The organism is Nonomuraea sp. NPDC003214, from assembly GCF_053590035.1.
In genome coordinates, this window is the sequence record NZ_JBSFSX010000008.1 from 122,658 (window position 1) to 145,505 (window position 22,848).

Genomic DNA, 22,848 nt, shown 5'->3' on the forward strand with positions numbered 1-22,848 from the left:
TCAGACGCCGAGGCGGCGGCGGATCTGGGCCGAGAGCTGGTCGACGGCGACGACGAGCACCATCACCACCAGCAGGTGGGTGACCATCTCGTCGAACCGGAACAGCTTGATCGACTGGTTGACGAGGAACCCGATGCCGCCCGCCCCGACGAGGCCGAGCACCAGGGACGAGCGGACGTTGACGTCGAAGCGGTACAGCAGCAGCCCGACGAACTGCGGGATCACGGCGGGCAGCACGGCGTGGGCGGCGACCTGGACGCCGGAGGCGCCGCCGACGCGCAGGGCGTCGCGGGGGCCGAGGTCGATCTCCTCCATCGCCTCGGCCCAGAGCTTGCCCATAACCCCCGTGTTGTGGAAGATCAGCGCGAGCACGCCGGCGAACGGGCCGAGCCCCACGGCGGTGACGAAGATCAGGGCGAACACCACGTCGGGCACCGCGCGCAGGAACGACAGGATCGATCGCGCGGCCTGGTAGACCCAGCGGTTGCGGGTGGTGGTCCGGGCCGCGAGCAGGGCGAGGACGAGCGCCGCCGGCACCGAGAGTGTGGTGCCGAGCAGGCCGATGGCGAGCGTGACGAGCGCGCCCTGGAGGCTGGGCAGCAGCACCTCGGTCCAGGACAGGTCGGGCGGCAGCGCCTGGCCGAGGAAGTCGGCCATGCCGCGCCAGCCCTGGACGAGCGCCGCCGGGGAGAACTCGGTGCCCTGCCAGGCCAGCACGTGGGCGGCCACCACGACCACGGTGACGGCCGCGGTCGCCGTGGTGATCGGCCGCCTCCGGGGCGGGGCGAGCGGGGTGGCCGGGGACTTCATCGGTGCTCCTGGTGAACGACGGGCGAGGCGGGGCGGGCGGCGTACAGGGTGTCGAGGTCGGCCTCGGTGATCCCGGAGGCGGGCGCGTCGATGACGGCCCGGCCGTGCAGCAGCCCGACCACCCGGTCGGCGTGGCGGCGGGCCAGCGCGGGCTGGTGCAGCACGGCGGCGACGGCCAGGCCCTCCTCGTGCGCGAGGTCGGCCAGCAGGGAGACGACCTGCTCGGCGGCGGCCGGGTCGAGGGCGGAGACGGGCTCGTCCGCGAGGATGATCCGGGCGCGCTGGCAGAGGGCGCGGGCGATCGCGACCCGTTGCTGCTGGCCGCCGGAGAGCCGGCCGGCCGGTTCGGCGGCGCGGTCGGCCATCCCGACCCGGTCCAGGCAGGCCATGGCCTCCTCGCGCAGCTCGCGCGGGAACAGGATCGGCGCGAGCGATCGGCGCAACGGCAGCCGGCCGAGCGCGCCGGCGCAGACGTTGTCCAGGGCGCTGCGGCGGCGTACGAGGTGGATCTGCTGGAAGACCATGGCCGTCTGCTGCCGCAGCCGGTTGCTCTCGGCGTCGTGGCCGGAGCCGAGGGTCCGGCCGTGGACGGCGATGGCGCCCGCGTCGGGGGTCTCCAGGCCGACGAGGCAGCGCAGCGCGGTGGACTTGCCGCATCCGTTGGCGCCGAGCAGCGCGAGGAACTGTCCGGATTCGACCCGCAGGTCCAGGTCGTCCAGTACGGTCCTGCCGTCGAAGGACTTGGTCAGCCCCCGTACCACGAGCGCAGCCGGGGGGCCGGTCACCGCCGTCCGGAGGGGAGGCGGCGGGGCGTCGGCGGGCGTCATGGTCAGACGTCCTCCTCGGTCAGGTTCAGCTCGGCGGCCAGGTCGAACAGCGGCTGGTACGTGTCCTTCGTCACGGCGACGAGCGGCCCGGGCGGGTCGACGTCGAGGAACGCGCCGACCTGGGCGACGTCGGCGGGGCCGAGCTCCAGCAGCGCCTTGGTGACCGCTTCGCGGAAGGCCGGGTCGGCCTTGCCGGAGACGGTGATGGGGTCGTTCGGGATGGGGGCGGAGGTCCAGATCTGCCGGAAGCCGTCGGGCTTGAACGTGCCGGCGGCCTGCGCGGAGGCGAGCTGCTGGCTGTTGATCTCGGCGGCGTCGACCTTGCCGTTGACGAGCGCGAGCAGCGCCTCGGGGTGGCCTCCGGCGTAGTCGATCTTCACGGACGACTCGGCCACGCCGTCGGTCTTGAGCGCGTACCGGGGCAGCGCGTCACCCGAGGTCGATCCCGGGCTGGACAGCGCGATGGACTTGCCGGCCAGGTCCTTGACGGAGGTGATGGGCGAGTCGGCGCGCACCCAGATGCCGGCGGTGTAGGTGGTCAGGGCGCCCTTCGCGTCGGCGAACGAGGCGACGGGCCGCGCGTCCGCCATCGTGCTGGCGAAGACGTACCCGAGCGGCCCGAACTGGGCCAGTTCGAGCTGCCCGTTGCGCATCGCCAGCACCTCGGCGGAGTAGTCGTCGACGATCTTCAGCTCGACGGGGCAGTTCAGCTTGCGCTGGAGGGCGTCGGCGAGGACCTGGTAGGCGGGCTTGAGCTTGGCGGGGTCCTCGTAGGGCTCGATGCCGAAACGGATCCTGCCGCCGGGGCAGGTGGCGCCGCCGGCTTCGGCGCCGGTCCCGGCGCCGCCGCAGCCGGCCAGCAGCAGGAGCGGGGCCGCCGCCACGGCGGCCAGGAGGCGTCGTGCGCGCATGGGGATCTCTCCTCGGAAGTGGTGGTGGTGTCTCGGAGGGGTGGTCAGTCGAGCAGGTCGTCGAGGACCTCGGGGGCCAGGCCCAGGGCGGTGGTCATGCCGATGCCGGACGTGACCGCGACCACGCGCACGCCGGGCATGGGGGCGGCGATCAGGAACGGCTCGGGGGCGGAGGAGTAGACGCCGCGCCAGCGCTCGCGCACCGTCAGCCGGTCGGCGCCCAGCAGCCGCCCGGTCTCGGCCAGGACGTGCCGGTCGAGCTCGTCGGCCTGGAACGGGTCGAACGTGTCGCCGTAGGCGTGGGTGTCGCCGACGATCAGGTCACCGTCCGGGCGCTGGGTGAACATCAGGTTCAGGCCGATGCCGACCAGGTCCGGGTGCTCGGCCTCCAGCCGGGCGCGTACGGCGGCCACGCCGGGGCAGGCGGTGAAGCCGCCGTAGCGCAGGAGCGAGAAGCCCGACAGCACCGCCGGGTCCACCGTCCGGCCGTACGGGTCGGCCACCCGCAGCATGTGCAGCGCGCAGCGGCGCAGCCCGGACTCCGCGGCGAGGCCGGGGAAGTGCCGGTCGACGTGGTGGCCCACGGCGAAGACCACCCGGCCGGCTCCGACGCGGCCCCGGCTGGTGACGACCGCGCCCGGCTCCACGAGGTGGACGGAGGTGGCCCAGTGGAAGCGCACGCCCTGTCCGGCCAGCCAGTCCGCGATCGCGTGGACGGCCTGGCGGGGGTCGACGCGGATGTCCAGCGGCAGCCAGGCGCCGCCGACCACGCCGGGGCCCACCGGCACCCGTTCGGCCACCTGCCCCGCGTCGAGCAGGACGGCGTGGCCGTCGCGGGCGGTGGCGAACTCCTCCAGCACCGCGTACTCGTCGTCGGCCCTGGCCACGACGACGGTGCCGGCGTCGCGCAGCCAGAGCCCCGTCTCCTTGGCCAGCCGCAGCCAGGCGGCCCTGGCCGTGGTCCCGTAGCGGAGGGCGTCGCCGTCCTGGGCGGTGAAGCAGCCGTGCCCGAAGTTGCGGACGGACGCGCCGACGGCCCGCCCGTCGCGTTCGACGACGACGACGGACAGTCCCCGGCGTACGGCGTCCACGGCGTGGGCCAGTCCGACGATGCCCGCGCCGACGACGACGACATCGGCCGAGTCGAGCAAACTTGTCATGACAAGCAAGGTGCCGAGCCTGCCCAACAGGTGTCAACAGGTGCCGAACACATGTCGCCGCCTGTTCACCTGAAAGCCATCTCTGCAGGTGAGGCCGTCATTGAGGGGTTTGCGCGACCGCCGCCCTCCTGTATGGTCAAGTCGCATGGACGGGCCTCTTCACGAACGTGTCGCAGCGGATCTGCGGCGTCGCATCCGGTCGGGCGACCTGCCGGTGGGCGCCGCCGTTCCCTCCGAGTCCCAGCTGTGCGAGCAGTGGGGAGCCTCGCGGGGGCCGATCCGGCAGGCGCTGGCCACGCTCCGGTCCGAAGGGCTGATCGGCGGCGGCCGGGGCAAACCGCCCGTGGTGCGCACCCGGACGATGCCCCAGCCGTTCGAGACGTTCCTGTCGTTCTCGCGGTGGGCCGAGCAGATGGGCCACCAGCCCGGCCAGCGGACGCTGGAGATCAGCCGGCGCCCGGCCTCCGCCGAGGCGGCCGACGCGCTGGCCGTGGACGAGGGCGAACCGGTCGTCCAGCTGCTGCGCCTGCGGCTGCTGGACGGCGTGCCCACGATGATCGAACGGACCACGTTCGTGTGGGACGCGGGCCGGTGGCTCTTCGACTTCGACTGCGACAGCGGCTCGGTCCTGGCGTACCTGACCGGACGCGGGGTGGACCTGAGCAGGGCCCGCCACATGATCGACGCGATCGTGGCGGACGAGACCGACGCCGAGCTGCTGACCGTCTCCCCCGGCGCGGCCCTGCTCCGCGAACGCCGCCGCACCTCCTCGGCCGACGGCCGGCCCGTCGAGTACTCCGACGACCGCTACCGTCCCGACCTCGTCTCCTTCACCATCGACAACTCCCAGCAGGCCCGCCCGGCACTGCTGCGCAGCCCCCTTGGAGAGCTACCGTGATCGAACTGGCGGTCCTGGACATCGCCGGCACCACCGTCGAGGAGCACGGCGCCGTCTACGTCGCCCTCGAACAGGCCGTGCGCGCGGCGGGCGGCGACCCGGCCGCCGACGACATCCGGCGCTGGATGGGCGCCGGCAAGCGCGAGGCGATCAGCGCCCTGCTGGGAGAGCCCCCGGCCGAGGTCACGGAGGCCGCCTTCGCCGACTTCCGCGAACGGCTGCGCGCCGCCTACGCCGACCGGCCGCCGACGCCCCTGCCCGGCGTTCCCGAGGCGATCACGACGCTGCGCGCCTCCGGCGTCAAGGTGGCGCTCACCACCGGGTTCGACCGTGAGGTGACCGGCGCCCTGCTGTCCGCGATCGGCTGGGACACCGGGTTCCTCGACGCGGTGGTGTGCGTCGACGACGTCCCTGCCGGGCGCCCGGCACCGTACATGATCTTCCGGGCGATGGAGGCGACCGGCGTCCACGACGTCGGCCGGGTCCTCACGGCCGGCGACACCACCCGTGACCTTCAGGCGGGCGCCAACGCGGGCGCCGCGATCGTGGCCGGCGTCCTGACCGGCGGCCAGGACGCCGCCACGCTCGGCGCCGTCCGCCACACTCACCTGCTGCCCGGCGTGGCGGCCATCCCGCGACTGCTCTCCCTGACCTCCGCCTGAGCTGTCCCGCTACCCGGCCCAGAACGCGCACCGGTGGGCGGCGGCGAGGTCGATCGGCCCTGTCGGTTCGGGCGCGAGCGCCAGCGACTGCGTGCCGGGGCGGGCAGGGGCGAAGGTCCGCCAGCGGGGCAGGCCGGGGGCGTTGGGGTCGCCGGTGCGGGCGAACGCCGTCCAGTAGCGGATCATGGTGGTGGACAGCTGTCGCCGGCGGGCGTCGAGGCCGGGGCCGGGGAAGAGGTAGGCCAGTTCAGCGCCGTGGGCCGCTCCGAGCGGGAAGTCCGAGCCCGGGATCTCGGTCACGACGTCGTCCCCGGCGAACTCGTACGCGTACGTGCGGACCCGCTGGGCGAGGCTCCGGTTCCGCTCGTACGTCGGGCAGGCGAACACCACGTCGGTGGTGAGCGCCGCCCAGGCGAGCCCCGGGGAGGCGTACCGCGTGAGGGGGTAGCGGCGGGCGACGCGTTCTGCGCGCTCGCCGAACGCCTGCCGCAGCAGCTCGGCGTACGTCCGGGCGGTGATGGGCGTGCCGGGCAGCTCGTAGAAGAGGGCGACCATGTAGCGCATCTCGTCGCGGGTCGTGCCCGAGATGACCGGGACGCGGTGGAACGCGCCGGTGGCCAGGGCGCGCTCGGGGTCCCGCGGGAGCACCGGGCTGCCGACGGCGGGGGTGATGAACTGGTCGTGCAGGGGCAGCAGGCGCTCGGCGGGCACCTGGCGCAGGCAGGCGAGGGCGGTCGCCGCGTCGGCGCAGCCGAGCCGGGCGGCGAGGCGGGCGCCGTCGGCCTGCCGGTCGGCGACGGACGGCCACTGGCGGAACGCGGGCACGCCGGGGAACATGGCCCCGGCCGGCACCGAGCCGGTGCAGGGAGCGCTCTGCATGATCGCACGGTGGAAGAGCCCGGCCGCCCGCGGTGACGCGAGGTGCGCGCAGACGCTCTTGCCCCCGGCCGACTCGCCGAACAGCGTGACGTTGCCCGGATCGCCGCCGAACGCGGTGGCGTTGCGGCGCACCCAGCGCAGCGCTGCCTGCTGGTCCTCCAGGGCGAAGCCGCCCGAACCGGCCAGGCCCGGGTGGACGAACAGCCCGAAGACGCCCAGCCGGTAGTTGACGGTGACGACGATGACGTTCCCGGTCGTGGCCAGGCGGCGGGCGTCGAAGTCACTGCCGGCGCCCTCGACGAATCCGCCGCCGTGCAGCCATACCATCACCGGCTTGCGCCCGCCGGGTGCGTCGGGGACGGTGACATTGAGGTGGAGGCAGTCCTCCGACGTGCCGGCCGGCTGCCCCGGGGCCGGTGCGGGCTGGGCACAGCGCGGGCCCGGCCGGGTGGCGTCCCGGACCCCGGGCCACGGCCGGGCGGGCGCGGGAGAGCGCCAGCGCCGGTCGCCCGTGGGAGCGGCGGCGTAGGGAATGCCGTGAAACACCCGGTGGTCGGTGGCTTGTACGCCTTTCACCCAGCCGAGATCCGTGCGGACCAGGGCGTCCTCCCGAGGGGCGGCCGCGGCGGCCGGGGCCGCGAACAGGTGCGCCACGCAGGCGGTCAGCGCCGCCCAGCATCGCCCCTTCACGCCCGGCGGCCCGTCAGCCGGGCCGCCACGACCAGGGCGAGGCCGAGCAGGCCCACGGCCGCGCCGGTCCATGTGGGCAGGTCGATCGTGCGCTCGGCGACGGCCAGCAGCCCCCAGTCGCTGCCCCACAGCCACCGGGTCAGGGCGTTGCCGAAGCCCTGGATCATCAGCACCACTCCCGCGATCATCATGACGCCTCACCCTCCACCATCAAATCAATACGTCTGTACGGTATTGTGGGCCGCGAGGACTGTAAAAACAAGTCACCCGTACTGAAATAGTGGAGACGGTCGTGGGCAAGGGCAGTCGTACGCGGGGGTTGGGCGCGCGGCACGAGGAGCGGCGGCGGCAGATCGCGGAGGCGCTGCTCGCGATGATCAACCACCACGGGCTCGACGCGGTGAGCCTGCGTGACGTGGCGGCCAGGGCAGAGGTCTCGCTGGGCGCCGTCCAGCACTACTTCCGCAGCAAGGACGAGATGCTGCTGTTCGCCCTGAACTACATCAGCGAGCGCGGGACCGAGCGCGTACGGCAGAGCCTCGGCCAGGAAGGGCAGCCACCACGCGCGGCGCTGCGCCGCATCCTGGCCGAACTCGTGCCCGCCGACGACCAGCGCCGTGCCGAACTGCGCATCGCGACCGCCTTCACCGCCCGCTCACTGGTGAGCCCCGAGCTCGCCGACCACCTGCGCGCAGGCTACGACTCCCTGCACGACGTGCTGGCCCTGCTGATCCGCCACGCCCAGGACGCCGGCGAGGCGCCCGCCGACCTGGATCCCGGACGGGCGGCGGCGGCGCTGTTCGCGCTGGCCGACGGCCTCGGCACGCATGTGCTCATCGGGCACGGCACCCCGGAGACGGCCCTCGCCGTCCTGGACGAGCACCTCGACCGGCTCTTCGCCACCACGCCCTGAGCCGGCTACCCGGCGGGCTTACGCAGCCGCCTGGGCGCGCGGGCCTCCCACGCCTCGGCAAGCAGCTCGGAGAGCTCCTCGGCATCGACCCGGTCGAGCCGGACCAGGACGCTGGCATGCCCGGCGTAATGGTCGGTGGTGAAGAACGTGTCCGGATCGGCCTGGACGAGCGCTTCGCGTTCGTCGAGGCTCGCGCGCCAGCAGACCAGCACGCCAGGCTCCTCGTGGACGCGCGCGAAGATCTTCCCGGCGACGTAGAACGCCGGCGTGCCGTAGGAAATCCGTTCGGTCACCTCCGGCAGCGCGGTGGCCAGCCGGCGGACGTCGTCCTCAGTGCTCAACGTCGCCTCCAGTCGCGGCGGTGGTCCCGTGGCCGTGCTCCCAGGCCCAGGCGGCGATGCCCACGCGGTTGCGCACCCCGAGCTTACGCTGGACGTTGGCCACGTGGGTCTTGGCCGTGCCGGCCGAGATGAACAGCTCGGCGCCGATCTCCGGGTTGGACCTGCCCGCGGCGACCAGCTTGACGATCTCCAGCTCGCGGTCGCTCAGCGGCTGTTCGCCCGGCACGCCGGTGCGCGCGGGCGACGGCGTGAGGTGGCGCAGCAGGCGCACGGTCACCGAAGGGCTGATCAGGGCATCGCCTGCCGCCGCCGCTCTGACGCCCTCGACGAGGAGCGCCGGTCCCGCGTGCTTGAGCAGGAACCCGCAGGCTCCGGCGCGGAGCGCGGCGTGCACGTACTCGTCGAGGTCGTAGGTGGTCACGACGATCACCCGCATCGGGGCCGCCGTCTCGGGACCGGCCAGGCGGCGGGTGAGTTCGAGGCCGTCCATGCGCGGCATGCGGATGTCGGCGACGACCACGTCCGGCCGGAGCTCGGCGGCGAGGTCGAGCGCGGTCACGCCGTCCGGCGCCTCGCCCACCACCTCCAGATCCGGCTGGGCGCCGAGGATCGTGCGGAATCCGCGCCGGACGGCCGGCTGGTCGTCGGCGATCAGGACTCTGATCGTCATGGGAACACCGCCTTCACGACCCAGCCGCCGCCGGCGGCGCGGCCCGAGGTGAACTCGCCGCCCAGCGCCCCCACCCGCTCGGCCAGCCCGGCGAGGCCGACACCGGCGCGTTCGGCGGACTGCAGACGCGGCAGGGCCTGGTCGCGCGCGTGGTCGGCCACGGTCACGACGACCGCCCCGGTCTCGTCGCTCACCCGGATGGCGACGCTCGACCCGGCCGGCGCGTGCTTCCTGACGTTGGTGAGCGCCTCGACGACGATGCGGTAGATCGTGGTCGCGACCTCGCGCGGCACCGGGCCTGACGGCTCGATGCGCAGGTCGGTGTCGGGGAAGCCCGCGTCGGCGAAACGCCGTACCAGGTCGGGCAGGCCGTCGAGGCCGGGCAGCGGCTCGGCTGAAGCTCCCTCGCCCTCCAGCTCGCGCAGCATGCGGACGGTCCGGTCCATCGACGCGAGCGCCCGCGCGCCGTCCTCCTCGATCGCCCGCAGCGCCGCCGCGGCCTCGGCCGGATCGCGGCCGAGCAGGATCTGGGCGGCCTGGGCCTGGATGACCATGGCGCTGACGTCGTGGGCGACGAAGTCGTGCAGGTCGCGGGCCAGTTGCAGGCGCTGGGTGCGGCGGGCCTGCCTGACCGCCTCGACCCGGCGCCGGTCGAGGGCGCGGAGATAGGCGCCGAGCCCTGTCGCGCCCGCCGTGCCGACGGACCAGAAGAGGGTGACGGCGACCGCCTCCAGGCCCGAGGGCGGCGGGGACATGATCTGCAACGCCAGCAGCGCTTCGGAGATCGCCGCCGCCCCCACCGCCGGCGCCGCCTGCCGCACGGGGCTCCAGCGCACGGTCAGCGTGACGAGCGTGAGCACGGCGACCGTGTGGACGTACGTCGACGGGCCGCCGGCGATCCCGGGGGTGATGCCGGGGGCGGCCAGCCAGGCGAGCGTGCACGTCGCGCCGATCACGCCGACGGCCGCCGTGACCGCCGCGAGGAAGGGGCGTGCCCTCGGCCACCAGACCAGCGACATGGCCACGGCCGCGAGCATCGCGGGCCCGACGACGAGCGGGCTCGGCAGCGGCCGGATGGCGAGTGTGAGCGCGAGCGAGCCGGCCACCACCAGCCCGCCTGCGAGGAGTCTCATGGCGGCACCCTAGGGCAGGGATCGCGCCGGCGAATCGGCCGATCGGCAGATGTCTTCCTCCTCGGGTGAGCGCAGTCTGGGTCCTGATCGAGCGGCGACGAAACGGAAGAGACCCAGGATGCGAACGCCCAGCCTGCTGCACAAGGCTCCCGCCACCAGCGACACCGAACGGCCCGTCCCGCGCTGGGCGCTGCGTGCCGCCTACGCGCTTCCCTGGCTGCTGCTGCCCTCGTGCCTGTGGAGACTGCCGTTCGCCTTCCACTTCGAGATGGGCCAGGTCGACAACGCGCCCGTGTCGCCGTTGTGGGTCACGATCCCGTACGTCTTCGGGCTCAGCGTGCTCACCGAAGCGGCGGCGCTGCTCAGCATCGGCCTGGTGCGCCGGTGGGGCGAGGTGGCGCCGAGCTGGATCCCGGTCATCGGCGGCCGGCGCGTGCCGCCGATGGCGGCGCTCGTCCCCGCTGTGGCCGGCGGGCTGGTGATGACCGCGGTCTCGGTGTTGATGGTCCTCACCTGGGCCGGCGCCTCCAGCGGCATGGCGTACGAGAACGGCTGGTGGCGCGCGCTGGCCGTCGTGTGCATCTCGCCGGTCGCGCTCTGGGGCCCGACGGTGCTCGCCCTGGCCTACGCCTACCACCGGCGCCGCAGCCACGCCTGAGACCTCGGACTCTTGTCACCATGCCGACGAACCGCCATGATTGCCAGCATTACGCTATTGCAAACTACTTGCAATAAGGAATGCGGAGGAGTCGCCATGGTGAACCGGACGCTGCTCGGCCTGATCCGTCCGGGCCGCCGCTGGCTGGCCCTGGCCGTGCTGGCCGGCGTGCTGGTGTCGGCCACCTACGCCGGGCAGAGCCTGCTCCTGACCGCCGCCGTGGCCCAGGGCATCGGCGGCGACCTCACGGCGGCGGTCCTGGCCGGCTGCGGCGCCCTGGCGCTGGTCGCGGTCCGGGCCCTGCTGGTGTGGGCCCGTGAGGTCGCCTCCGCACGGGGCGCGGAGGACGTGAAGGCGGCGCTGCGCGACCGGCTCTACCGCCACCTGCTCACGCTCGGCCCCGGATACGTCTCCGAGGCGCGCACGGGCGGCGTGCTCACCACCCTGGTGGACAGTGTCGAGGCGATCGACCGCTACGTCGGGGTGTTCCTGCCGCAGGTGCTCATCTCAGTGCTCGGCGGCCTGGGCATCGTCGCCGTGCTCGCCTGGATCGACCCCGCCGTGGCCGTGCTCGTCGCCGTCACGGCGGTGCTGGCCGCCGCCGCGCCGAGGCTGATGCGCCGCCGGATGCGGGACGGGCTCACCGCGTTCTTCACGGGGTGGAAGGGGCTGAGCGCCGACTACCTCGACGCGGTGCAGGGGCTGCCCACGCTCAAGGCGGTCGGCGCCGACGAGCGGTTCGGCGCGGGGCTGTCGGCCAAGGCGTGGGCGTTCTACCGGGACTCGCTGCGGTTCACGGTCGTCTCCACCGTCTCGGCGGGCTTCGTCGGCTTTTTCGCCGCCCTCGGCACGGCCGCCGCCGTCGGGCTCGGCGCCTGGCAGTACGCCTCGGGCGCGCTGTCGCTGACGTCGGTGTTCGCCGTGCTGCTGCTGTCGCGGGAGGCGTTCCGGCCGGTCACCGACCTGATGACGGCCTTCCACGCCGGTCAGGGCGCGCTGCCCGCCGCGCACGGCATCGCCGGGCTGCTCGCCGCCCGCCCTGCGGTCGCCGACACCGGCGCCGCGAGCCTGCCCGGCACGCCGCCTGAGGTCACCTTCGAGAACGTCACCTTCACCTATCCCGGCCGCGACCGCCCCGCCCTGGACGGAGTCTCCCTGCGGCTGGCCGCCGGCCGCACCACCGCCGTGGTCGGGCCCTCGGGAGCGGGCAAGAGCACGCTGATCCGGCTGCTGCTGCGACACGCCGATCCGACCGGCGGCAGGGTGCTGTTCGACGGGGTGGACCTGCAGGACGTCGCGCTGTCCGAGCTGCGGTCGAACGTGGCGCTGGTCTCGCAGGAGGTCTACCTGTTCCACGGCACGGTCGCCGACAACATCGCCTACGGGCGGGCGGGCGTGAGCCGCGCCGAGATCGAACGGGCGGCGCGGGCCGCGCACGCGCACGCGTTCGTCGCCGAACTGCCCGACGGCTACGACACCATGATCGGCGAGCGGGGAGTCCGGCTGTCCGGCGGCCAGCGCCAGCGCCTGGCCATCGCCCGCGCCCTGCTGGCCGACGCGCCGCTGCTCATCCTCGACGAGGCCACCTCCAGCGTGGACGTCGCCGCCGAGCGCGCGGTGGTCGAGGCCCTGGAGCGCGTCCGCGCCGACCGCACCGTGCTGGTGATCGCCCACCGGCTGTCCACCGTCGCCGACGCCGACCACGTCGTCGTCCTCAGCGAGGGCCAGGTGGCCGAGTCGGCCGCTCCTGGCGAACTGCTCACCGCCGGCGGCGCCTACGCCCGCCTGGTCGCCCGCCAGCAGGAAGGAGCGGCATGACCACCGCCGTCACCCCCGTACAGCCCGAGTCCCGCACGCCCGCGGAGCCCGCCTCCGTCCGGCGCGGCGCGCTGCTCTCCCTGCTGCGTCCCCAGCGGGGCCGTCTGGCCGCCGCGATCGGCTGCGGGCTGCTCGACCAGGGCTTCGCGCTCGCGGCGGCCCTGCTCGGCGCCGCCCTCGTCGGCCGGGCCCTGAACGGCGAGAGCGCCGGCGCCCTCGTACCCGGGCTGATCCTGCTCGCGGCGCTCGTCCTGCCCAAGGTGCTGGCCGCGTGGGCCGAGTCCTACCTCGCCCACGACCTGGCCTTCCGGGTGCTGGCGGAGCTGCGCGACCGCTGCTACCGCAAGCTGGCCGCGCTGACCCCCGGCTACCTGCTGCGCCGCCGCTCCGGCGACATCGGCGCGACCGCGATGGCCGACGTGGAGATCCTCGAACTGTTCTTCGCCCACAGCCTCACCCCGCTCGTCGTGGCCGCGTCCGTGCCACCGGCCTGCCTGGTGGCGGCCTTCTGGCTGCATCCGCTGGTCGGCGCGGCGCTGCTGCCGGCCGTGGTGGCGATGGCCACGGTGCCGTTCTGGCTGCGGCGGCGCTCGGCGGCGCAGGCCGAGCGGATGCGGGAGGCGGCAGGCGAAGCCGCCTCCGAGGCCGTGGACGCCGTGCAAGGGCTGTCCGAGACGCTCGTCTTCGGCCGCCAGGAGCACCAGGCCGCCCGGTTGAACGCCGCGACCGTACGCCTCAACCGCGCGTCGAGAGCGCATCGTTCGCGCGGCGGGGTGGAGAAGGCCGCCGGGGACGCCATCGCCGCCGTCGGCCTGATCGCCGTCCTGCTGGTGGCGCTGTCCCTGGTGAACGCCGGCTCCTTGGCCGCCGACCAGGTCGTGATCGTCGCCGTGCTCGGCGGCTTCGCCTTCCTGCCGCTGATGTCGCTGGTCGACACCTGGCGGGAGCTGTCCACGATCCGCGCCGCCGCCGCCCGGCTGCTGCGCATCCTCGACGCGCCGCCGGACGTCGTCGAGCAGGCCGCCCGGCCGGTGGCCCGGATCGAGCCCGAGGTGACGTTCGACCAGGTCACCTTCCGCTACGGCCCCGGTCTCCCCGAGGCCGTGAGCGAGGTCTCCTTCACCATCCCGGCCGGGCGGACGGTCGCCCTGGCCGGACACTCCGGCGCGGGCAAGAGCACCTGCGCCTCGCTGCTGCTGCGCCACTGGGACGCCTCGGCCGGCTCGGTGCGGATCGGCGGCCACGACCTCCGCGACCTGCCCTTCGACCAGCTCCGCTCGACCGTGGTCGCGGTGCCGCAGGACACGTACTTGTTCGCCATGAGCGTCCGGGACAACCTCCGGCTGGCCCGCCCCGACGCCACGGACGCCGAGGTCGAGCAGGCCGCGCGCACCGCCTGCGCGCACGACTTCGTCACGGCCCTGCCCGACGGGTACGACACCCTCGTCGGGGAGCGCGGCGCCCGCCTGTCGGGCGGGCAGCGCCAGCGGCTCGCCATCGCCCGCGCCCTGCTCACCAGGGCGCCCGTCCTGGTGCTGGACGAGGCCGTCTCGAACCTGGACGCCGACAGCGAGGCCGCCATCGACGAGGCGCTGCGCGCGGCCGGAGGCCGGCACACGACCCTCGTCGTCGCCCACCGCCCCTCCACCCTGCGCACGGCGGACACGGTGGTGCTGATGAACGCCGGCCGCGTGGTGGACATCGGACACCACGACGACCTGCTGACCCGATCCCCCGAATACCGCCGCCTGCTCGCACGCTGAAATCGGTCAGCCGTCTCGTGCCCTGCCCGCTGACCGCACTTCTGGCCCGCGTGGGAATCGCCTGAGCTCATAGACCTCGTTTGCCGGTGGCCCAGTACGGCTTGGTGGTGATGGCGCGGCGGGGCAGGATCCCGTGGTCGACGAGCGTGCGGCGCTGGCGCTGGAGGGATTGGGCGTGGCCGAGGAGCACTGCGCCGTGGACGCGGGCGAGTTCGCCGTCCTCGGCGGCGTGTTCGAGCCAGTCCTGGAGCGCGTCACCCGGGGCCGGCCCGGCGGGCAGGAAGCGGTAGCGGGGACGGGGGCCGGCGAGGGGGCGCACGGCGTCGGGGGGCACTTCGACGACGACGAGGTCCTCCGTGCCGGCGTAGGCGTCGATGGTGCCGAGGGTGCAGCCGTCGCCGAGGAAGAGGCGTGGGGTTCCGTGCAAGTACAGGGGCCGGTGTCGTCCGGTCAGCACGGTGAACTCGGCGCCGGCGCGCAGGCCGAGGATCCAGCGGGTGCCGGGGCCGTCGGCGCTGGTGGCGGCCAGGACGGTGACGTGTTCGGGGTCGTGGGCGCGTACCGTCCGCACGGTGTAGCGGCGGCCCTGGGTGGGGGTGGCGCGGACCTGGATCTCGTGGCCGGGCTGCCAGCCGCCGGGCGGCGCTTCGGCGCGCAGGTCCACCTCGACGAATCCCGGGGCGGGTTCGGCCAGGCCGAGAGCGCGGGCGCGGCGGCCCATGACTGTATGGGCGAGCCTGCCGATGAACGTCGGCGCCTGCGGCATGGGTGTCCTCCTCAGGACGGCAGCACACTACACCGTGCAGTGTAGCTCCACACTGTACGGTGTAGTGTGGGGCTGTGGGAAACGCCATGAGGCCGGGCAAGCAGGTACGCGAAGGCGACCAGGAGAAGCGGGCGGCGATCATTTCGGCCGCGCGCGAGCTGTTCGCCCGTCAGGGGGTGGACAGCGTGAGCATGGACGCCGTGGCGGCGCGCGCCGGGGTTTCCAAGCGCACGGTCTACGACTACTTCGGCGACAAGAACCGCTTGTTCCTGGCCATCCTGGCCGAGACCTCCGACACGCTGAACGCCTCGGTCCAGCGCGCCCTGGACCAGCACCTCCCCGGGGACGGGACCATCACCACGGTCCCCGCGCTGCAGGAGGCGATCACCGCGCTCGTCGTCGAGCTCGGCCGGACGCTGGTCGGCTCCCCCGACTACGCCGCCGCGTTCGCGCTCGTCGCCCAGCGACGCTGGCGGGAGCCGGGCAGCCAGGACGACGTCGTGACCGGGTCCGCCGAAGACGCCCTGGCCGACCGCCTCGCCCACTTCGCGAAGGCGGGGCTCCTCGACACCGACGATCCGCGGGCGGCCGCCGGCCATCTCTCCGCCCTGACGATCCTGCTGGCGTACAACGACCAGCCCGACCCGGCCACCGCCGACCCCGAGCGCATCCACAGGATCATGACCTCAGGCGCCCATGCCTTCATCCGCGCGTACGCCACGCGTTAGGACTGCCCGTCCTGCTTGAGCGCGCGGGCGCGGACGGCGGCGAGCATGACGCGGCGGACGAATCCGCTCCCCAGCCGGATCACCACCCAGTACCGCAGGAACGCCCGGCGCGCGTCCGGGCTGGTCGCCTGGATGCGGGTCTCGGTGACGAGCCGGGTCCGGCCGTCGCCGGCGTCCTCCAGCAGGAAACTGAACGTGGCCTTCGCGTAGCCGGGCCGGTCAAAGGCGCGGAAGGCGTCGAGCCCGTCGACGGAGCCGACGTTCTGCGCCCGGCCCAGCCGCCACCACTGGCCGATCACGCCCTGGACCACCTCGCGGCCGGGGTCCTCGGCGAGGGGGATGAAGTCGGGTATGTCGCGTTGGGCGTGCCCGTTCCGTACGCGAGAGAGCAGGTTGCGGGCGGCGAACAGCGGCTTGGCGAGGCGCAGGTCCGTGGCCTTCACGTTGCCGATGGCCTCCCAGACCCGGGACGGGGGCGCGTCGATCACGATCGAATGGCGTTCGGCGGCGTCGGGGGCGGGCATGAGGCGGCGGGCGAGCGTGGGCGTGCCGCTCTTTACGGAACGCGAAGTATCGGAACTCATAGTTCCTTATCATGGAACCCGCCTCCACCCAGGCGCAATGTCGGCTGCGCCACATTACGGGTACATCGGTTCCGTAATAGGCTGAGGCTCATGAGCCAACCATTGGGCCGCCCTCGGGAGGGCCGGGTCGACCAGGCCCTCGCCGCCGCGACGCGCGCCCTCCTGGCCGAACAGGGCTATGCCCAGCTCACGGTGGACGCGGTGGCCACCCGCGCCGGGGTGGGCAAGGCCGCGATCTACCGCCGGTACGCCACCAAGCAGGAAATGATCTTCGCGGCGGTCATGCACGACCTGGAGCTGACCGCTCCCCCGGACACCGGCTCCCTGGCCGGCGACCTGGCGGCGGTCACCCGCGACATCGTCGCCAACCTCGCCACACCCCCGCCAGGAGTGATCCCCGGCTTGCTCGCCGACGTGCACGCCGACGGGGCCCTGGCCGCCAGGTTCGCCGCCGGCTTCGTCACCGCCGAACGCACCTGCATCATCGAGATCCTGGACCGGGCGGTCGCTCGCGGCGAACTCCCCCGCCGCCCCGACCCCGCCGTGGCCCACGCACTGCTCCTCGGCCCCGTCTTCGCCTGGCTGTTCCTCCTGATGGAGAACCGGGACACGCTCCCGGCCCTCGCCGAGACGGTCGCCGCCACCGTCGCCCAGGCGCTCCGCGACGCCGAACCTCCGTGAGGGGTTCCTACCGGTGCGCGAGGAGGACGGCGTGGTGATCGGTCCCGGCCGGGCCGTCCGGATCGGCGTGGACCGTCGCCGCGCGCAGCCTCGGCAGTTCGTGGATCAGGCGGTGCTCGGCCTCCACGGCGACGCCGTGCGCCTCGATGAGCGAGGCGTCATGACGTACCCCGATCTCGACCTCGGCCCGCAGCGCGTGACCGACCCAGCGCAGCCGTACCGCCCCGACGCGCTCCACGCCGGGGACCGCCGCCAGGATGTCCTCCGCCCGGCTGATCAGCTCCGGGTCGACCGCGTCCATCAGCCGGTGGTAGATCTCGCGGGCGGCGTCGCGCAGCACGAAGCAGATCGCCACGGTGATCAGCAGGCCCACGATCGGGTCGGCCAGCGGAAACCCGAGCGCCGCCCCGCCCGCCCCCAGCAGCACGGCCAGCGAGGTGAAGCCGTCGGTGCGGGCGTGCAGGCCGTCGGCCACCAGCGCCGCCGAGCCGATCTCCCGGCCCACCCTGATCCGGTAGCGGGCGACCCACTCGTTGCCCAGGAACCCGACCACGCCGGCGGCGGCCACCAGGCCCAGCGCCCGCATGTCCGCCGGGTCGATCAGCCGCTTGACGGCCTCGTATCCGGCCAGCGCAGCCGAGGCTCCGATCAGCAGCACGATGACAACCCCGGCCAGGTCCTCCGCCCTGCCGTAGCCGTAGGTGAAGCGGCGGGTGGCCGCCCGGCGCCCCAGGGAGAAGGCGATCGCCAGCGGCACCGCGGTCAGCGCGTCGGCGAAGTTGTGCAGCGTGTCGCCCAGCAGCGCCACCGACCCGGACAGCGACACGATCACCGCCTGGACGAGCGCGGTGGCGATCAACGCGGCGAACGAGATGCCCAGGACGCGCATGCCCCGGTTGCTGGACTCCAGCGCGGTGTCCGTCTTGTCCGCACTGTCGTGGCTGTGCGGGGTGACCAGGTGACGGGCCCTCGCCACCAGCCTCCTGAACCCGCGCTGATGACCATGACCGTGCCCGTGCCCATGACCGTGCCCGTGCTGGGGGGACGTTGGATGCGCCATTCGCGTGCCTCACTTGCCTGCGACCCGTTTCGGCGGATTATATGTAGTCATGTACGCACGCGACAACGAATCAGGTGCGACCCCTGCGCAGGAACAACCCACGGGCGCGCAAGTGGAGGCCGCGGTGGAGGCGTTCCGCATGCTCAGCGACGCCACCCGGCTCCGGCTGATGTGGCTGCTGTCGACCGGCGAGTTCGACGTCGGCTCGCTGGCCGCCTCGATCGGCGTGGCCCGGCCCTCGGTCTCCCAGCACCTGGCCAAGCTCCGCCTCGCCGGGCTCGTGCAGACCCGGCGCGACGGCCGCCGGGTGCTGTACCGGGCCCGCGACGCGCACGTCCGCGCCCTGATCGGCGAGGCGCTCTTCCACGCCGACCACGAGGTCTCCGGCATCCCCCGCCACGACTGACGCCCACCACGGGCGACGGCCGGTGCGGCGGTCGGGCGAGCGCCTTCGCCGTGATCGTGCTGGTGGGGCGGTCAGGCGAGCGCCTTCGCCGGGATCGTGCCGGGTACGGCGGCCAGGCGGTGTTTGCGCTTGGGGATGCCGTAGGTGGGGTGGGAGGTGGCCCAGAGCGACATCCTGAGGATGCCCGCCTTGACGCGCAGGGCCTTCCGACCGCCCGTGTACGCCGGCTTCGCGCGGCCCTCGTCGTCGACCAGCTGCAGGATGCCGTCCCGCCGCCCGAGGCTGATGTGGTTGTAGGAGTAGACCAGTTTGGTGCGCGCGACCGGGCGGCCGGTCAGGCGGGCCACGATCGCCTCGATGGCCTGCCGGCCGGTGAAGCCGGCCGAGGCGCAGGACATGGGCAGCGGCCGGCCGTTGTCGGCGATGGCGTGGGCGCTGTCGCCGACGGCGTAGACGTCCGGGTGAGAGACCGAGCGCATGGTCCGATCGACGATGATCTGACCGTTTCCGGCGACCTCCAGCCCGGCGGCGGCAGCGAGAGGGCTGACGGCGAACCCGGCCGTCCACACGGTCACGTCGGACGCCAGAGCGGTGCCGTCGGCGCACCGCACCCGCGTCGCCTCGACGGCTTCGACGGCGGTGTGCTCCAGGACGGCGATGTCCAGCCGGGCGCACGCCTGGCGCAGGTGGCGGCGGGCCCCGCCGGAGAGCCGGGCGCCCAGCTCGCCGCGGGCGACGAGCGTCACCGACAGGCCGGGCCGCGCTTCGGCGAGCTCGGTGACGGTCTCGATGCCGGTCAGCCCGTCGCCGATGACCACCACGCGCCCGCCCCCGCCGGGGCGATCCAGGCCGTCCAGGCGTTCGCGCAGGCGCAGCGCCGAGGGCCGGGCGGCGACGTCGTAGGCGTGCTCGGCCACGCCGGGAACGGCTTCGACGTTCCCCTGGCTGCCGAGCGCGTACACCAGGGTGTCGTAGCCGAGTTCGTCGCCGCCGGCGAGGGCGACGACGCGGCGCTCGGCGTCGACGGCGGTGACCTGGGCCAGGCGCAGGCGTATCGCGGTGCCGGAGAAGACGTCGGCCAGCTTCGGGGCTTCGACGGCCCGGCCGGCCGCGAGCTGGTGCAGCCGCATGCGCTGGACGAACTCCGGCACGGCGTTGACCACGGTGATCCGGGTGTCCTTCGGGGACAGCCGGCGGGCCAGGTTCCCGGCCACGTAGGCCCCGGCGTAGCCGGCGCCGAGGACGACGATGCGGTGCTTCATGTGGGTGCTCCTGTAAATGCGGCGTCCTGACGACCATGCGGCGCCGCCGTCCGGGACTTTGTGACAGCGCGCTCCTGTGACCTGCGCCACCGGCCCCGGGTGTCACACGACGGCGGGCGCCGGCGCCTTGTGCGTGAAGCGGGGAGTTGCGGTCGACCTGGCGCAGGACCGGGATCGCGCTCACCCTGCGGTGAACACCGAACCCTGGAGGTCCTTCATGACGAAGAGCGCTGCCGGCGAACTCGCCGGCCTCAGGCTGCCGGTCGAACGCGGCTGCCCGTTCGCCCCGCCCCCCGCCTACGAACGGCTGCGCGAGCAGGCGCCGATCAGCAGGATCGAGTTGGCCAGTGGCGGCGAGGCGTGGTGGGTGGCCGGGTACGAGGCCGGCCGTGCCGTCCTCGCCGACCCCCGTTTCTCCTCTGACAAGCGCAAGCCGGGCTTCCCGCTCTTCACGCTGGACGAGACGACCCTGCGGCAGCTCCGCAGCCAGCCGCCGTTGATGCTCGGCCTGGACGGCGCCGAACACTCGGCGGTCCGCCGCCCGGTGATCGGCGAGTTCACCCTGAGGCGGCTGACCGCGCTGCGCCCGAGGATCCAGGCCATCGTCGACCACTTCGTCGACGCCATGCTCGCCGCCGGCCGGCGGCCGGTCGACCTCGTCCAGGCACTGTCGCTGCCGGTGCCCTCCCTGGTGATCTGCGAACTGCTCGGCGTCCCGTACACCGATCATGACTTCTTCCAGAGCCGCACCGGCATGATGGTGAGCCGCACCTCGCTCGAAGACCGCGCGCGGGCCTTCGGCGAGCTGCGCGCCTACATCGACGACCTGATCACCCGCAAGGAGTCGGAGCCCGGCGACGACCTGTTCAGCCGGCAGATCGCCCGGCAGCGCCAGGACGGCGAGGTCGACCACCCGGGCCTGGTGAGCCTCGCCTTCCTGCTGCTGACCGCAGGGCACGAGACCACGGCGAACATGATCTCGCTCGGGGTGTTCGGGCTGCTCGGCCATCCGGACCAACTGGCCCTGATCCAGGCCGACCCGGGCCGGACGCCCCTGGCCGTGGAGGAGCTGCTGCGTTACTTCACCATCGCCGACGGGGTCACCTCCCGGGTGAGCACCGAGGACGTGGAGATCGGCGGGGTGACGATCAGGGCCGGCGAGGGCGTCGTGGTCTCGACGCTGTCGGCGAACTGGGACCCGGCGGTGTTCGAGGACCCGGACAGGCTGGACATCGAGCGCGGGGCGCGCCACCACCTCGCCTTCGGCTTCGGGCCCCACCAGTGCCTCGGCCAGAACCTGGCCCGGCTGGAGCTGGAGATCGTCTTCGACACGCTGTTCCGCCGTATCCCCGCCCTGCGGCTCGCCGTCCGGGCCGAGGATCTGCCGTTCAAGTCCGACGCCGTCGTGTACGGCCTTCACGAGCTCCCGGTCACCTGGTGAGCCCGGCCATGATGCGCGCAGACCGCGCCGTCACCCCGCCCCGAGCTCCGGAGTCCTCCTAGCGGAAGTCCTCGACCCGGTCCCGCGCCCACTGCGCGAACGTCCGCGGCGGCTTGCCCGTCACGGCCTGCGCGGTGGGCAGCGGGCCCAGGGAGCTCGGGTCGAAGTCCTGGCTGTCCGCCGGGTCGGCCGGGTTGCCGTCGTAGTCGGTGAACCCCAGCAGGAAGTCCGCGGCCTCGGCGGCGAACCCGCCCATCCGCAGGTAGATCTCGCGCGCCTCCTCCGGACTGACCTCCTCGAACCCGACCTCATCGCCGAGCGCGTCGGCGATGGCCCTGACCTGGTCGCGCAGGCTGATCAGCTCGGGGCCGTTGATGTCGTACGCCTTGCCGTGGTGCCCGTCCTCCAGCAGGGCTTTCAGCGCCACGTCGGCGACGTCCCGCTCGTGCACGGGGAACCAGGCGGCGTCCGGGTTGGCGTCCCGCACGAGCCGCTCGGCCCGGATCGACGGCCCCCACAGCGCGAGCTTGTTGGCCGCGAACTCCCCCGGCCGCAGGTGGGTCCATTCCAGGCCGGAGTCCTCGACGGCCTGTTCGACCAGCGGATGGAAGGTCGTGTCGAAGCCGCCGGTGACCGCGCCCGACGAGAGCACGACGATCCGCCGTACGCCCGCCCGCTCGGCTCGTTCGACGATCTCCTTCGCCGTCGACGGCTCGGGGAAGAGGAACATCCGGTCCACGCCGTCGAACGGCACGGTCTCCGGCTTGGTGAGATCCCCCTGCACCACCTCGGCTCCGGGCAGCTCGGCCCGCGCCGGGTCCCTGGTCAGGGCCCGTACCTCGATCCCGGCCTGGATCAGGCCCGCTGTCACTTGCCGCCCCACGTTCCCGGTCGCCCCGGTCACCAGCACGCGCACATGCACTCCTCTATTTTCCGTACGACCTACGATTAAACAATAACGTACCATCTACGGAAAATAGGGAGGCTTGATGGAACGCAGCGGCGGCGGAGATCCCCGGGAGTCCCTGCGCCTGCTCTGGCGTGCCCCGCAGGCGCGATCGGGCCGCGGCCGGCCGCCCAAGGTCTCCCTGGACAAGATCGTCGCCGCGGGCCTGGAGCTGGCGGACCGCGACGGGCTCGCCGCCATGACCATGGACCGGCTCGCCGCGTCGCTCGGCGTCGGCACGATGACGCTCTACACCCACGTGCCCGGCAAGGCCGAGCTGGTCGACCTGATGGTGGACGCCGCCTGGCAGGAGCTCGACCTCACCCGATCGGGCTCATGGCGTGACCGGATCGAGCACTACGCCGCCCAGACCGTCGCCCTGCACGAACGCCACCCGTGGCTGCGCATGGTCTCGACCGTACGGCCGCCGCTCGGCCCCGGGCTGCTCGCCAGGAGCGAGTTCCTGCTGGCCGCCCTGGCCGGGACCGGGCTGACCGCCGCCGAGAGCGCCGCGGCCACCGACTCCATCGTCACCTTCGTCGACGCCGCGGCCGCCACGCTGGCCGAGCACACCCATGCCGAACGGGTCAGCGGCCAGTCCGCCGAAGACTGGTGGGCCGCCCGCCAGGTGTTCTGGGAGACCCTCTTCGACCAGGCGCGCTATCCGGCGATCACCCAGGCCTGGCGGGACGGCGGCTTCGACCGCAACGCGGCCAGGGCGGCGGCGAACGCGTTCGACCTCGGCCTGCGCGCCCTGCTCGACGGGATCACCGCGATGGCCCGGCGGGACGGCTGAGCGAGACGCATGGCCGGATCTGACAGTGACTCGTCATTGCCGCCA

25 protein-coding genes are annotated in these 22,848 nt (G+C 73.5%); 11 read left to right on the forward strand and 14 right to left on the reverse strand.

The window, feature by feature from the left end; all coding sequences use genetic code 11:
- From phnE to ACWDXC_RS25495, 4 genes are read right to left on the reverse strand one after another with little or no spacing between them, the layout of a single operon-like run.
- Complete coding sequence (phnE, locus tag ACWDXC_RS25480; protein WP_449986045.1) at window positions 1–810, reverse strand: phosphonate ABC transporter, permease protein PhnE; 810 nt, start codon at window positions 808–810, stop codon at window positions 1–3.
- The gene (locus tag ACWDXC_RS25485) at window positions 807–1,637 is read right to left on the reverse strand and encodes a phosphonate ABC transporter ATP-binding protein (RefSeq protein WP_449986047.1); all 831 of its coding nucleotides are present in this window, start codon (window positions 1,635–1,637) and stop codon (window positions 807–809) included. Before ACWDXC_RS25485 ends, phnE begins: the two co-directional genes overlap by 4 nt.
- A 2-nt stretch (window positions 1,638–1,639) precedes the next feature.
- Window positions 1,640–2,548: a phosphate/phosphite/phosphonate ABC transporter substrate-binding protein gene (locus ACWDXC_RS25490; RefSeq protein ID WP_449986049.1), complete on the reverse strand. Its 909-nt coding sequence runs from the start codon at window positions 2,546–2,548 to the stop codon at window positions 1,640–1,642.
- Window positions 2,549–2,592: 44 nt separating this feature from the next.
- Window positions 2,593–3,708, reverse strand: a complete 1,116-nt coding sequence (locus ACWDXC_RS25495; protein WP_449986051.1) for a TIGR03364 family FAD-dependent oxidoreductase — start codon at window positions 3,706–3,708, stop codon at window positions 2,593–2,595.
- A gap of 145 nt (window positions 3,709–3,853) precedes the next feature.
- On the opposite strand from ACWDXC_RS25495, the gene ACWDXC_RS25500 reads away from it, so the two are divergent.
- Window positions 3,854–4,606 carry a GntR family transcriptional regulator gene (locus tag ACWDXC_RS25500; RefSeq protein WP_219499170.1) on the forward strand — a complete coding sequence of 251 codons (753 nt, stop codon included), beginning with the start codon at window positions 3,854–3,856 and terminating at the stop codon, window positions 4,604–4,606.
- The gene (locus tag ACWDXC_RS25505) at window positions 4,603–5,268 is read left to right on the forward strand and encodes a phosphonatase-like hydrolase (RefSeq protein ID WP_449986053.1); all 666 of its coding nucleotides are present in this window, start codon (window positions 4,603–4,605) and stop codon (window positions 5,266–5,268) included. Before ACWDXC_RS25500 ends, ACWDXC_RS25505 begins: the two co-directional genes overlap by 4 nt.
- A 9-nt stretch (window positions 5,269–5,277) precedes the next feature.
- On the opposite strand, the gene ACWDXC_RS25510 is transcribed toward ACWDXC_RS25505, so the two are convergent.
- Complete coding sequence (locus ACWDXC_RS25510; RefSeq protein WP_449986055.1) at window positions 5,278–6,837, reverse strand: carboxylesterase/lipase family protein; 1,560 nt, start codon at window positions 6,835–6,837, stop codon at window positions 5,278–5,280.
- On the reverse strand, window positions 6,834–7,028 hold the full coding sequence (locus ACWDXC_RS25515) for a hypothetical protein (RefSeq protein ID WP_449986057.1): 195 nt from the start codon (window positions 7,026–7,028) through the stop codon (window positions 6,834–6,836). Before ACWDXC_RS25515 ends, ACWDXC_RS25510 begins: the two co-directional genes overlap by 4 nt.
- A gap of 89 nt (window positions 7,029–7,117) precedes the next feature.
- Between ACWDXC_RS25515 and ACWDXC_RS25520 the strand changes: the two genes are divergently transcribed.
- The gene (locus ACWDXC_RS25520) at window positions 7,118–7,750 is read left to right on the forward strand and encodes a TetR/AcrR family transcriptional regulator (RefSeq protein WP_449986059.1); all 633 of its coding nucleotides are present in this window, start codon (window positions 7,118–7,120) and stop codon (window positions 7,748–7,750) included.
- Between the two features lie 5 nt (window positions 7,751–7,755).
- On the opposite strand, the gene ACWDXC_RS25525 is transcribed toward ACWDXC_RS25520, so the two are convergent.
- Genes ACWDXC_RS25525 through ACWDXC_RS25535 form a run of 3 tightly spaced genes read right to left on the reverse strand, consistent with a single transcriptional unit; the run spans window position 7,756 to window position 9,894 of the window.
- Window positions 7,756–8,091 carry an MmcQ/YjbR family DNA-binding protein gene (locus ACWDXC_RS25525; protein ID WP_449986061.1) on the reverse strand — a complete coding sequence of 112 codons (336 nt, stop codon included), beginning with the start codon at window positions 8,089–8,091 and terminating at the stop codon, window positions 7,756–7,758.
- Window positions 8,081–8,761 (reverse strand): response regulator, encoded by a 681-nt coding sequence (locus tag ACWDXC_RS25530; RefSeq protein ID WP_449986063.1) that lies wholly within the window; start codon window positions 8,759–8,761, stop codon window positions 8,081–8,083. Before ACWDXC_RS25530 ends, ACWDXC_RS25525 begins: the two co-directional genes overlap by 11 nt.
- Window positions 8,758–9,894 (reverse strand): sensor histidine kinase, encoded by a 1,137-nt coding sequence (locus tag ACWDXC_RS25535; protein WP_449986064.1) that lies wholly within the window; start codon window positions 9,892–9,894, stop codon window positions 8,758–8,760. Before ACWDXC_RS25535 ends, ACWDXC_RS25530 begins: the two co-directional genes overlap by 4 nt.
- Before the next feature lie 118 nt (window positions 9,895–10,012).
- On the opposite strand from ACWDXC_RS25535, the gene ACWDXC_RS25540 reads away from it, so the two are divergent.
- From ACWDXC_RS25540 to ACWDXC_RS25550, 3 genes are all read left to right on the forward strand, one after another.
- Window positions 10,013–10,552, forward strand: coding sequence for a hypothetical protein (locus tag ACWDXC_RS25540; protein WP_449986066.1), 540 nt, complete (start codon window positions 10,013–10,015; stop codon window positions 10,550–10,552).
- 96 nt (window positions 10,553–10,648) lie between these two features.
- Window positions 10,649–12,370, forward strand: a complete 1,722-nt coding sequence (locus ACWDXC_RS25545) for an ABC transporter ATP-binding protein (protein WP_449986067.1) — start codon at window positions 10,649–10,651, stop codon at window positions 12,368–12,370.
- On the forward strand, window positions 12,367–14,133 hold the full coding sequence (locus tag ACWDXC_RS25550; RefSeq protein WP_449986069.1) for an ABC transporter ATP-binding protein: 1,767 nt from the start codon (window positions 12,367–12,369) through the stop codon (window positions 14,131–14,133). Before ACWDXC_RS25545 ends, ACWDXC_RS25550 begins: the two co-directional genes overlap by 4 nt.
- A gap of 67 nt (window positions 14,134–14,200) precedes the next feature.
- Here the strand turns inward: ACWDXC_RS25550 and ACWDXC_RS25555 are convergent, their stop codons facing one another.
- Window positions 14,201–14,899 carry a hypothetical protein gene (locus ACWDXC_RS25555; RefSeq protein ID WP_449986070.1) on the reverse strand — a complete coding sequence of 233 codons (699 nt, stop codon included), beginning with the start codon at window positions 14,897–14,899 and terminating at the stop codon, window positions 14,201–14,203.
- A 74-nt stretch (window positions 14,900–14,973) separates the two neighbouring features.
- Here ACWDXC_RS25555 and ACWDXC_RS25560 point away from each other — a divergent pair, with 74 nt between their 5' ends.
- On the forward strand, window positions 14,974–15,627 hold the full coding sequence (locus tag ACWDXC_RS25560; protein WP_449986072.1) for a TetR/AcrR family transcriptional regulator: 654 nt from the start codon (window positions 14,974–14,976) through the stop codon (window positions 15,625–15,627).
- On the opposite strand, the gene ACWDXC_RS25565 is transcribed toward ACWDXC_RS25560, so the two are convergent.
- Window positions 15,624–16,211, reverse strand: a complete 588-nt coding sequence (locus tag ACWDXC_RS25565; protein WP_449986073.1) for a hypothetical protein — start codon at window positions 16,209–16,211, stop codon at window positions 15,624–15,626. The genes ACWDXC_RS25560 and ACWDXC_RS25565 overlap by 4 nt on opposite strands.
- Before the next feature lie 90 nt (window positions 16,212–16,301).
- Between ACWDXC_RS25565 and ACWDXC_RS25570 the strand changes: the two genes are divergently transcribed.
- Window positions 16,302–16,892, forward strand: a complete 591-nt coding sequence (locus tag ACWDXC_RS25570; protein ID WP_449986075.1) for a TetR/AcrR family transcriptional regulator — start codon at window positions 16,302–16,304, stop codon at window positions 16,890–16,892.
- A 7-nt stretch (window positions 16,893–16,899) separates the two neighbouring features.
- Here the strand turns inward: ACWDXC_RS25570 and ACWDXC_RS25575 are convergent, their stop codons facing one another.
- Window positions 16,900–17,868, reverse strand: a complete 969-nt coding sequence (locus ACWDXC_RS25575; protein ID WP_449986076.1) for a cation diffusion facilitator family transporter — start codon at window positions 17,866–17,868, stop codon at window positions 16,900–16,902.
- A 208-nt stretch (window positions 17,869–18,076) separates the two neighbouring features.
- Here ACWDXC_RS25575 and ACWDXC_RS25580 point away from each other — a divergent pair, with 208 nt between their 5' ends.
- Window positions 18,077–18,358 (forward strand): ArsR/SmtB family transcription factor, encoded by a 282-nt coding sequence (locus tag ACWDXC_RS25580; protein ID WP_308125567.1) that lies wholly within the window; start codon window positions 18,077–18,079, stop codon window positions 18,356–18,358.
- Between the two features lie 71 nt (window positions 18,359–18,429).
- Here the strand turns inward: ACWDXC_RS25580 and ACWDXC_RS25585 are convergent, their stop codons facing one another.
- Complete coding sequence (locus ACWDXC_RS25585; protein ID WP_449986078.1) at window positions 18,430–19,620, reverse strand: NAD(P)/FAD-dependent oxidoreductase; 1,191 nt, start codon at window positions 19,618–19,620, stop codon at window positions 18,430–18,432.
- A gap of 217 nt (window positions 19,621–19,837) precedes the next feature.
- Here ACWDXC_RS25585 and ACWDXC_RS25590 point away from each other — a divergent pair, with 217 nt between their 5' ends.
- The gene (locus tag ACWDXC_RS25590; RefSeq protein ID WP_449986080.1) at window positions 19,838–21,061 is read left to right on the forward strand and encodes a cytochrome P450; all 1,224 of its coding nucleotides are present in this window, start codon (window positions 19,838–19,840) and stop codon (window positions 21,059–21,061) included.
- 58 nt (window positions 21,062–21,119) lie between these two features.
- Here ACWDXC_RS25590 and ACWDXC_RS25595 read toward each other — a convergent pair whose 3' ends face one another.
- A complete protein-coding gene (locus tag ACWDXC_RS25595; RefSeq protein ID WP_449986082.1) occupies window positions 21,120–21,977 on the reverse strand; it encodes an SDR family oxidoreductase in 858 nt (285 codons plus the stop codon).
- Between the two features lie 73 nt (window positions 21,978–22,050).
- Between ACWDXC_RS25595 and ACWDXC_RS25600 the strand changes: the two genes are divergently transcribed.
- Entirely contained in the window at window positions 22,051–22,803 is a 753-nt protein-coding gene (locus tag ACWDXC_RS25600) for a TetR/AcrR family transcriptional regulator (RefSeq protein ID WP_449986084.1), read from the forward strand.
- The last annotated feature ends 45 nt before the right edge of the window (window positions 22,804–22,848 follow it).